Source organism: Erythrobacter sp., from assembly GCF_023653175.1.
Lineage (GTDB): Bacteria > Pseudomonadota > Alphaproteobacteria > Sphingomonadales > Sphingomonadaceae > Erythrobacter.
On record NZ_JAMNXL010000161.1, the window covers coordinates 1 to 8064 of the forward strand.

Genomic DNA, 8064 nt, shown 5'->3' on the forward strand with positions numbered 1-8064 from the left:
CTGCTGTGCGACACTTCGGAACGGTCTTTGTGACGCCTTCCCAGACAGTTAGCTGAGATGCTCGACCCATCGTGTGTGACACATCTGTGCTACACTTTGGGCGAGACGATGCCTCAGATCGTTGTAAATCAGTGATTTTCTGAGGAATGGTGCCGCTTACGTGACTCGAACACGTGACCCCATCATTACGAATGATGTGCTCTACCGACTGAGCTAAAGCGGCTTACCGGTTTGCGCGCCCTAAGCCCAAGGCCACAGGTTCGCAATCGCAAAAAAGATGTGGAGGCCCGAGCCGGAATCGAACCGGCGTGCAAGGATTTGCAGTCCTCTGCGTAACCACTCCGCCATCGGGCCGAGCCTTCCGGGGGCGAAGCCCCGGACGGAAGCGGCGCACTAGCGATTCGGGGCGGGCTTGGCAATGTGTGATTGGCGTGTCCCCTTCCCTAACGTCAGTCTGGACGAGGCGTGCGGGCCGCGCCATGTCTGGCTGCATGACCATCGCAAGCCTTCTCGAACCCGTCACCGGCCAGCCCGGGCCTGCCCGCCTCACCCATGCCGCCGACTGGCTGCAGGGGCGCACGCTTTATGGCGGGGCCTCGGCGCTGGTGGCCTACACCATGGCGGTGCGCGCCTTTCCGGGCCTGCCCCCCTTGCGCGCCGGCCAGGTCGCCTTCGTCGCGCCGGTGGGTGAGGAGATCGAACTCAAGGCCGAGATCGTCCGCCAGGGCCGAAACGTCACCCAGCTGCGCTCCGAGATCCTGTGCGAAGGCCGCGTCGCGCTCAGCGCCTACTGGCTGTTCGGCGAGGGGCGCGAGGCCAATGCCGTGCACCCCTCGGGGATGCCCGAGGACTGGCCCGGCCCGCCCGAGGACTGCGCCGAGGTCACCCACCAGTTCGCCCCGGCCTTCGTCGCCAAGAACTTCGCATTGCGCCATGGCCAGCCCAAGGGCACCGACCGCGGTGCCACCGTCACGCGCTGGGCGCGGCTGATCGAGGACCACACGCTCGATCCCGTCTCCAAGCTGGTACTGATGGGCGACGTCATGCCGCCGGGCGCGATGCGGGCGATGCAGCGGCAGGGGCCGATCAGCTCGATCAACTGGTCGTTCAACGTGCTCGATCCCGAGAGCCGGTCGCGCGACGGCTGGTATCTCGCCGAGAACGCCAGCCAGCATGCCGACGCGGGCTATTCCTCCGAGCGTCTCAGGCTGTGGGACGCCGACGGGCGGCAGGTGCTCGACGGGATGCAGTGCGTGGCAGTGTTTGGCTAAAGCCTGTTGGGAAGGTGACAAAGGTTACACCGTGTCACTTTTCCAACAGCCCGCTTTCCATCGGTAGTTCAGCTATTTAGCCGCGCATTTCGGGTGCGGACGGACAGTGCATCGGCGCGCGTTTTCACGGCAGGAGCGGGCGCGGGGGGGGGGTGCTGACAAACCAGAACGAGCCGCGCCGAGCCTGCCACCCCGGCCGCCTGCAGGAAAGAGGCGCATTCGCGGCCGGCACCGCCCGCGCATCCGATTTTCCGGGTTGACCGATGCTGCGATACCATTATTTCGATATTTCTCGAAAGGTGGAATCCATGGACAATCGCAACACCCCGGTCTGGGCGGTCGATGCGCTGGGCGCGCTCGCCCACGAAACCCGGCTTGCGGTGTTCCGGGCGCTGGTGAAGGCCGGGCCGCAAGGCATGATCGCAGGGGCCCTCGCCGAGCATTGCGGCGTCCCGCCCTCGACCATGTCGCACCATGTCGCCACGCTCGAACGGGCCGGGCTGGTGCAGTCCGAGCGCGAGAGCCGCCTGATCCACTACCGCGCCGATTTTGGCGGCATGCGCCGCCTGCTCACCTTCCTCATGCAGGATTGCTGTCAGGGGGTGCCCGAAATGTGCGGCGACCTCATGGCGGGGCTTGCCTGTGAACCTGACACAAGAGGCTGACCATGACCGACACCCCCTTCACCGTGCTGGTGCTGTGCACCGGCAATTCCGCCCGGTCGATTCTTGGCGAGGCGCTGTTCAACCACCTCGGAGAGCCGCGCGTGCGGGCCTTCAGCGCGGGGAGCAAGCCCAAGGGCGTGCCGCATCCGGGCGCGCTGCGCCTGCTGGCTCGGTGCGGGATCGACACGGCACCCTTCCGCTCCAAGAGCTGGAACGAATTCACCGCCCCCGGCGCGCCTGCCATCGACCTTGCAATCACCGTGTGCGGCAATGCGGCGGGCGAGACCTGCCCGGTGTTCCTTGGCAGCCCGTTGAAGGCCCATTGGGGCCTGCCCGATCCCGCCGACGTGACCGGCGCGCAAGCCGAGGTGGACGCCGCCTTCGAGGAGACCTGGCGGCTGCTCGAGATGCGGGTGCGTGCGTTCCTCGCGCTTGACCGGGCGGCGATGGACAAGCCCGCGCTGCTGGCCGCGCTGGCGGAAATCGGCGCAATGGAGGGCGCGGCATGAGCGAGGCCGCCGCTCCTCCGCTCGGCCTGTTCGAGCGCTATCTTTCGCTCTGGGTGCTGCTTGCCATTCTGGCGGGGCTCGGGCTGGGCATTGCCGCGCCCGATGCGGTGAGCATGCTGGCGGGGCTCGAATATGCCTCGGTCAACCTCGTTGTCGCGGTGCTGATCTGGGCGATGATCTTCCCGATGATGGTCGGCGTCGATTTCGGCAGCATCCGCGATATCGGCCGCAAGCCCAAGGGGCTGGTGATCACGCTGGCGATCAACTGGCTGATCAAGCCCTTCACCATGGCGGCGCTGGCAGTGCTGTTCTTCGATTATCTCTATGCCGGGCTGCTGCCGCGCGATGATGCGCAGCAATATATTGCCGGGCTGATCCTGCTGGGCGCGGCCCCCTGCACCGCGATGGTGTTCGTGTGGTCGCAGATGACCCGCGGCGATCCGGCCTACACGCTGGTGCAGGTGTCGGTGAACGATCTGGTGATGATCGTCGCCTTCGCCCCGATTGTTGCGCTGCTGCTGGGGGTGACGACGATCGTCGTGCCGTGGGAGACGCTGCTGCTCTCGACCGTGCTGTATGTGGTGATCCCGCTGGCGGCAGGTGCATTTGTCCGAGGCCGCGTGATCGCGAGTCACGGCGGCGATGCGGCGGCGGTCGATGCCTTTACCGCAAAGCTCAAGCCTTGGTCGGTGATCGGGCTGCTGGCGACGGTGGTGCTATTGTTCGCCTTTCAGGCAGAGACGATCATCGCCAATCCGTTGCTGATCGCGCTGATCGCAGTGCCGATCATCATCCAGTCCTACGGCATCTTCGCTGCTGCCTATGCCTGGGCCTGGGCGTGGCGGGTGCCGCACGCGATCGCCGCCCCTTGCGCGCTGATCGGCACGTCGAACTTCTTCGAGCTGGCGGTGGCGGTCGCCATCGGGCTGTTCGGGTTGTCGAGCGGTGCGGCGCTGGCGACGGTCGTCGGCGTGCTGGTCGAGGTGCCGGTGATGCTCTCGCTGGTGGCCTTCGCCAACCGCACCCGTGACCGCTTTCCGGGAGAGGCAGCGTGACCGATTTCCCGCGCCTGCGCACGCTCCCCGATCCGGCCCACCTGCCCGCGCTGAAGCCCGAATACGCGCATCAGCGCCCGGCCCTCGGCCTCGGCCCGGCCGATCCGCCGGTGCGGGTGCTGCTGCTCTACGGTTCGCTGCGGGAGCGCTCCTTTTCGCGCCTTGCGGTGGAGGAAGCGGCGCGGCTGCTGCAATTCTTCGGCTGCGAAACGCGCATCTTCGATCCCAGCGACCTCCCCCTGCCCGATCTACACCCGGGCGACGATCACCCGGCAGTGCACGAACTGCGCGAACATTCGCTGTGGTCAGAGGCGCAGGTGTGGTGCAGCCCCGAACGCCACGGCACCATCACCGGAATCATGAAGGCGCAGATCGACCATCTGCCGCTGGCCTACAAGGGCCTGCGCCCGACTCAGGGCCGCACGCTGGCGGTGATGCAGGTCTGCGCCGGATCGCAGAGCTTCAACACCGTCAACACCCTGCGCATTCTCGGTCGCTGGATGCGGATGTTCACCATCCCCAACCAGTCCTCGGTCGCCAAGGCCTATCTGGAATTCGACGAGGACGGGCGGATGAAGCCTTCGGCCTATTACGACCGGATCGTCGACGTGATGGAGGAACTGGTGCGCTTCACCGTGCTGCTGCGGCCCCATGCCGAACAGCTCGTCGACCGCTATTCCGAGCGGGTCGAGCGTGACGAGCCGGTGGAAACTCCGGCGGACAGCGCCGGGATCACCGTGGCCCCGGCGTCCTAGACGTCCTCGAAGTTCGGCTTCCGGCGCTCCATCTCGGCCATCACCGCCTCGACCTGGTTGCGGCTGCGCATGATGCCGTGCTGCTCGATGCTTTCCTCGAGCAGGATCGCATCGGTCTCGCGCTCCCACATGCCGGCCTGAAGGCGCTTGGCGGCGCGGATCGCGTGGGGGTTCTTCAACGCGATCTGGCGGGCAATGGCGAAGGCGCGCTCGCGCGGGTTGTCGTCCACGTAAGTCGCAAGGCCAAGCGCCTGCGCCTCGGCCCCGTTGAATTCGCGGTTGGTGTAGATCAGCTCGCGCAGAACATCGTCGCGCACGAGGCCGCGCCACAGCACATAGCCGCCCATATCGGGGACGAGGCCCCACTTCATCTCCATGATCGCCATCCGAGTTTCGGGGTGGGCGATGCGGATGTCCGCCCCGCTCGCGATCTGGAGCCCCCCGCCGAAGCACACGCCGTGGATCGCCGCGATCACCGGTACGGGGAGCTTCCTCCACTGCGTCGCCACCTGCTGCGGGCGGTTGGCATTGCCATAGGTGCGCTCGGTCAGCGCGGGCTCGTCCTCGGGGGGCTTGCGCGCGAAGTTCGACAGGTCGAGCCCGGCGCAGAAGGCCCGGCCCTCGCCCGAGAGCACCACCGCGCGCAGGCCCTTCATGCGCTGGAGCGCGTGGCCTGCCTCGATGATGCGCTCGAACATCTCGGGATCGAGCGCGTTCATCTTCTCCGCGCGCACGAAGCGGACATCGGCGACCCCGTCCTCGCCAAGTTCGATGGAGACGCGGTCATTGGCGATCGTGGTGGTGGCGGTGGCGGACATGTCAGGCGGATCCTCGGTCTTTGTGATTGCCCCAAGATTGACCGATCGCTTGCGCCCTGTCCATAGGCCCCTGTCCCTCGGCCCGCCTCACTCCGCCGCGGGACGCGAGAGGCCGTGGTCGGGAGGCACTTCGAGGAAGTAGCGGCCATCGCCGTCGGTGCAGATCAGGTGGCCCGCGCCCGCTGCGGCCAGCTTGCCGCGCAGGCGCGCGATATCGGCGCCGATGGCCCCGAGCTCGGGCCCCTCCATGATGCGGAAGACTTCGGTGCGCAGCTGCTGGTCGCACAATCGCTCGCCCGGTTGCGCCGCGAGCCGCCACAGCAGCGCGAATTCGCGCGGGTGCAGGCCAAGCCACTGGGCATCGACCCGCCCGTCGCGGTGGAACTGGTCGAGCACCATCTCGCCTGCCTCACGGAAGCGCGGGCCGACGATATCATTGCCGGGGAAATAGTACGACGGCAGCGGCGCGCTCACAGCAGGCCTCCTGCGCGCATCGAATAGACCGCGTCGGCGGTGAAGATCAGGTGATCGATCAGCGTGATGTCGAGCGCCCGCGCGACGTCGGCGAGGCGGCGGGTGCTGGCGATGTCACATCCGCTCGGGCGGCAGTGGCCCGAGGGGTGGCTGTGCGCGAGGATGATGCCGGCCGCATCGTGGCGCAGCGCCTCGCCGAGCAACGCGCGCATCCGGAACGCGAGCGTCGTCATCGTGCCGATCCCGCAAGGCGCATCGCCCAGCCAGGCGCTGTGCGCGTCGAGGAAGATCGCGTGCCCGCGCTCGTACTGGGCCGGCGGGGCCAGCACGAGGCTGCGCAGATAGGCGATCATCGCCGCCGCGCGCCGATCCTGCGAGAGCGCGCTCGCGTTGCTGCGGTCCAGCACCTGCGTCAGCATCGGCGCATCTTGCCGGCGGCGCAGGGCGACGGGGGAGAGCCCGGCGTCATGCCGTCACCCCGCCGACGGCGGTCGGCGCAACGCGCCAGTCGCGATAGGGGCCGAAGCGGCGCTCGCGCCGGATGTGGCGGACAAAACCGACGAGCAGCATCAGGAGCTGGCAATAGGACGGGCCGACGATGAGGATGGCAAGCGCCAGCGGCGAGACCTCCGGAACCACCACCTTGACCAGGTAGGCCCCAAGCGCGACCAGCTGGAAGCCGGCGATGCCAAGCGGATAGTTGCGATTGGCACGCAGGGCGATCCCGATGAAGATGGCAACCGCCACCGCATCCACCGTCATGCGGAACACGTAGGCCGAATCTTCGAACGTGAAGACCGGATAGAACCATTGCAGCACATAGATGGGCAGCACCATCGTGGCGAGGAATGCCACGTTCAGCCAGCGCTCGGGCGCCCCGCCCCAGCGCCACGCCGCCCCGGCAAGCAGGAAGGCGACGAGGTGCTGTGCGGGGGCCCGGTAATCATTGTAGAATTGCACCAGGTCGTCCATGTGTCAGGCGCGAAGCCGCTCCTCCTGGCGCAGCTGGCTGGCCGGCAGGGCATCGAGATCGGGCGAACCGATCTTGGTTTCCTCGCCGGCATCGCCGCCGGCATGGACGCGGGCGACCTTGTTCAACTCGTCATGCACCCGGAGCAGGTTGGTCGACATCGACAGCGCGTGGCCCTCGGCCTCGGTCAGGCGCAGCAACGCGCGCTGGCCGGTGCTGACTTCGACCGTCGGGTTCTGCCGTGCGGACAGCATGGCCTGCTTGAGCCGGGCCATCGCGATGATCGCTTCATCGGAAAGGGCTTCGGCTTCACGGATCAGCTTCTTGAGATTGCGTGCGTCAGCGACAATACGATTATCCATCGTCGGTCTCCCGCGCCCCCGGTGCTCATCCGGCAGCGGCTTCGGTTTCCACGGAGATGTAAGCCTTGCCTTCCGTTGCCTGGCTTAGGGTCATCGCGGCCGTGATCACCAGGATCACCGATGCCAGGATACCCGCGGCGATCCCGACGATCGCCCCCAGCCGCATCAGAACGGCATGCTCACCATCGAGCACTCCGGGGACCACCCGCGGTTCGCCGGATTTCAGCCATGGCGCCTGTTCTATGAGAGGCATCGCATCGCTGAGGACCAGGCGGCCCGGGTCGTCCCGGTCACCGAAATCAGCCGGATTGCCTGCGTCGTTAATCTGAGAATTTGTGTATGCAGGTTCGCTGAAGGGGTTCAGCAAAGCTCTATCCGCAATTCTCCCTGGGTCGTTTTCCGCCGCTTCCTTGGCTGCTTCGGGGCTGAGCGTGGCGCGGTAATTCTCGACGAGCTCGCCGAGGCTGGCGGCGTCGTAGAAGTCCTTCAGCGCCCGGATATGCTGGTTTATCCGGGTCTCGGACACCCCGAGCTCGGTAGCGATCACCTTGATCGGGACGCGCCGGTCGATCCGTTCCATGACGGCGCGCTGTCTGTCGGTCAGCCGCTTCGCGGCTCCGGACGCCATGGTCCTCTCCTTGCGAACTTCATCCCACCTTACCTGCAAACTAACGCAAAATGGACAGAAATTCTTCCGTTCTGGAGCAGAAAGTCCGGCTGGTTCGCCGAAGAATCAGGCTGCGGAGCTGTTGACGCCCACTGACTGAAGGTAGCGCTTGATGTTGCGCGCCGCTTGGCGGAGGCGCTGTTCGTTCTCCACCATCGCGATCCGCACATAGCCCTCGCCGTTCTCGCCATAGCCCACGCCGGGAGCGACCGCGACCTGCGCTTGTGTCAGGAGCTGCTTGGAAAATTCGAGGCTGCCCATCGATTTCAGCGCCGGCGGCAGCGGGGCCCAGGCGAACATCGAGGCGGGCGGCGGGGGAATGTCCCACCCGGCGCGACCGAAGGCCTCGACCATCACGTCGCGGCGGCGGTGGTAGAGCTCGCGGTTCGCCTCGATGATGTCCTGCGGGCCGTTCAAGGCAGCACAGGCGGCGGCCTGAATCGGGGTGAAGGCGCCGTAATCGAGATAGGACTTCACCCGCGTCAGCGCCGCGATCAGCTGCTTGTTGCCGACCGCAA

The 8064-nt window shown here is 66.6% G+C and carries 12 protein-coding genes and 2 tRNA genes; 5 read left to right on the forward strand and 9 right to left on the reverse strand.

Features of this window, described 5'->3' with window-relative positions:
- Positions 1 to 147 precede the first annotated feature (147 nt).
- Positions 148 to 223: transfer RNA gene (locus NBV68_RS15185), tRNA-Thr, on the reverse strand.
- 57 nt (positions 224 to 280) lie between these two features.
- A tRNA-Cys gene (locus NBV68_RS15190) sits at positions 281 to 354 on the reverse strand.
- Between the two features lie 137 nt (positions 355 to 491).
- Here NBV68_RS15190 and NBV68_RS15195 point away from each other — a divergent pair.
- The 5 genes from NBV68_RS15195 to arsH all read left to right on the forward strand — a co-directional run bounded on the left by NBV68_RS15195 (position 492) and on the right by arsH (position 4255).
- A complete protein-coding gene (locus NBV68_RS15195) occupies positions 492 to 1271 on the forward strand; it encodes a thioesterase family protein (protein ID WP_296311263.1) in 780 nt (259 codons plus the stop codon).
- A 308-nt stretch (positions 1272 to 1579) separates the two neighbouring features.
- Positions 1580 to 1936 carry a metalloregulator ArsR/SmtB family transcription factor gene (locus NBV68_RS15200; protein WP_296311266.1) on the forward strand — a complete coding sequence of 119 codons (357 nt, stop codon included), beginning with the start codon at positions 1580 to 1582 and terminating at the stop codon, positions 1934 to 1936.
- A gap of 2 nt (positions 1937 to 1938) precedes the next feature.
- A complete protein-coding gene (locus NBV68_RS15205; RefSeq protein ID WP_296311268.1) occupies positions 1939 to 2445 on the forward strand; it encodes an arsenate reductase ArsC in 507 nt (168 codons plus the stop codon).
- Positions 2442 to 3500 carry an ACR3 family arsenite efflux transporter gene (arsB, locus tag NBV68_RS15210; RefSeq protein ID WP_296311271.1) on the forward strand — a complete coding sequence of 353 codons (1059 nt, stop codon included), beginning with the start codon at positions 2442 to 2444 and terminating at the stop codon, positions 3498 to 3500. The genes NBV68_RS15205 and arsB overlap by 4 nt, the downstream gene beginning before the upstream one ends.
- The gene (gene arsH / locus NBV68_RS15215) at positions 3497 to 4255 is read left to right on the forward strand and encodes an arsenical resistance protein ArsH (RefSeq protein ID WP_296311274.1); all 759 of its coding nucleotides are present in this window, start codon (positions 3497 to 3499) and stop codon (positions 4253 to 4255) included. Before arsB ends, arsH begins: the two co-directional genes overlap by 4 nt.
- Here the strand turns inward: arsH and NBV68_RS15220 are convergent.
- The 7 genes from NBV68_RS15220 to NBV68_RS15250 form a co-directional block, all read right to left on the reverse strand.
- Positions 4252 to 5073 (reverse strand): crotonase/enoyl-CoA hydratase family protein, encoded by an 822-nt coding sequence (locus tag NBV68_RS15220; RefSeq protein WP_296311276.1) that lies wholly within the window; start codon positions 5071 to 5073, stop codon positions 4252 to 4254. The genes arsH and NBV68_RS15220 overlap by 4 nt on opposite strands.
- Before the next feature lie 87 nt (positions 5074 to 5160).
- Positions 5161 to 5547 carry a winged helix-turn-helix domain-containing protein gene (locus NBV68_RS15225; RefSeq protein ID WP_296311279.1) on the reverse strand — a complete coding sequence of 129 codons (387 nt, stop codon included), beginning with the start codon at positions 5545 to 5547 and terminating at the stop codon, positions 5161 to 5163.
- On the reverse strand, positions 5544 to 5966 hold the full coding sequence (locus NBV68_RS15230) for a JAB domain-containing protein (RefSeq protein ID WP_296311280.1): 423 nt from the start codon (positions 5964 to 5966) through the stop codon (positions 5544 to 5546). Before NBV68_RS15230 ends, NBV68_RS15225 begins: the two co-directional genes overlap by 4 nt.
- A 46-nt stretch (positions 5967 to 6012) precedes the next feature.
- Positions 6013 to 6519: a hypothetical protein gene (locus NBV68_RS15235; protein WP_296311284.1), complete on the reverse strand. Its 507-nt coding sequence runs from the start codon at positions 6517 to 6519 to the stop codon at positions 6013 to 6015.
- Positions 6520 to 6522: 3 nt separating this feature from the next.
- A complete protein-coding gene (locus NBV68_RS15240) occupies positions 6523 to 6879 on the reverse strand; it encodes a hypothetical protein (RefSeq protein ID WP_296311286.1) in 357 nt (118 codons plus the stop codon).
- 25 nt (positions 6880 to 6904) lie between these two features.
- Entirely contained in the window at positions 6905 to 7507 is a 603-nt protein-coding gene (locus NBV68_RS15245; RefSeq protein ID WP_296311288.1) for a hypothetical protein, read from the reverse strand.
- 105 nt (positions 7508 to 7612) lie between these two features.
- Positions 7613 to 8064: aminotransferase class I/II-fold pyridoxal phosphate-dependent enzyme (locus NBV68_RS15250; protein WP_296311291.1), on the reverse strand; the 452-nt coding region annotated here is incomplete at its 5' end.

Coding starts and splice junctions, on each gene's coding strand:
- NBV68_RS15195 (WP_296311263.1), top strand. CDS start 492: ATGACCATCGCAAGCCTTCTCGAACCCGTCACCGGCCAGCCCGGGCCT.
- NBV68_RS15200 (WP_296311266.1), top strand. CDS start 1,580: ATGGACAATCGCAACACCCCGGTCTGGGCGGTCGATGCGCTGGGCGCG.
- NBV68_RS15205 (WP_296311268.1), top strand. CDS start 1,939: ATGACCGACACCCCCTTCACCGTGCTGGTGCTGTGCACCGGCAATTCC.
- arsB (WP_296311271.1), top strand. CDS start 2,442: ATGAGCGAGGCCGCCGCTCCTCCGCTCGGCCTGTTCGAGCGCTATCTT.
- NBV68_RS15220 (WP_296311276.1), bottom strand. CDS start 5,073: ATGTCCGCCACCGCCACCACCACGATCGCCAATGACCGCGTCTCCATC.
- NBV68_RS15230 (WP_296311280.1), bottom strand. CDS start 5,966: ATGCTGACGCAGGTGCTGGACCGCAGCAACGCGAGCGCGCTCTCGCAG.
- NBV68_RS15235 (WP_296311284.1), bottom strand. CDS start 6,519: ATGGACGACCTGGTGCAATTCTACAATGATTACCGGGCCCCCGCACAG.
- NBV68_RS15240 (WP_296311286.1), bottom strand. CDS start 6,879: ATGGATAATCGTATTGTCGCTGACGCACGCAATCTCAAGAAGCTGATC.
- NBV68_RS15245 (WP_296311288.1), bottom strand. CDS start 7,507: ATGGCGTCCGGAGCCGCGAAGCGGCTGACCGACAGACAGCGCGCCGTC.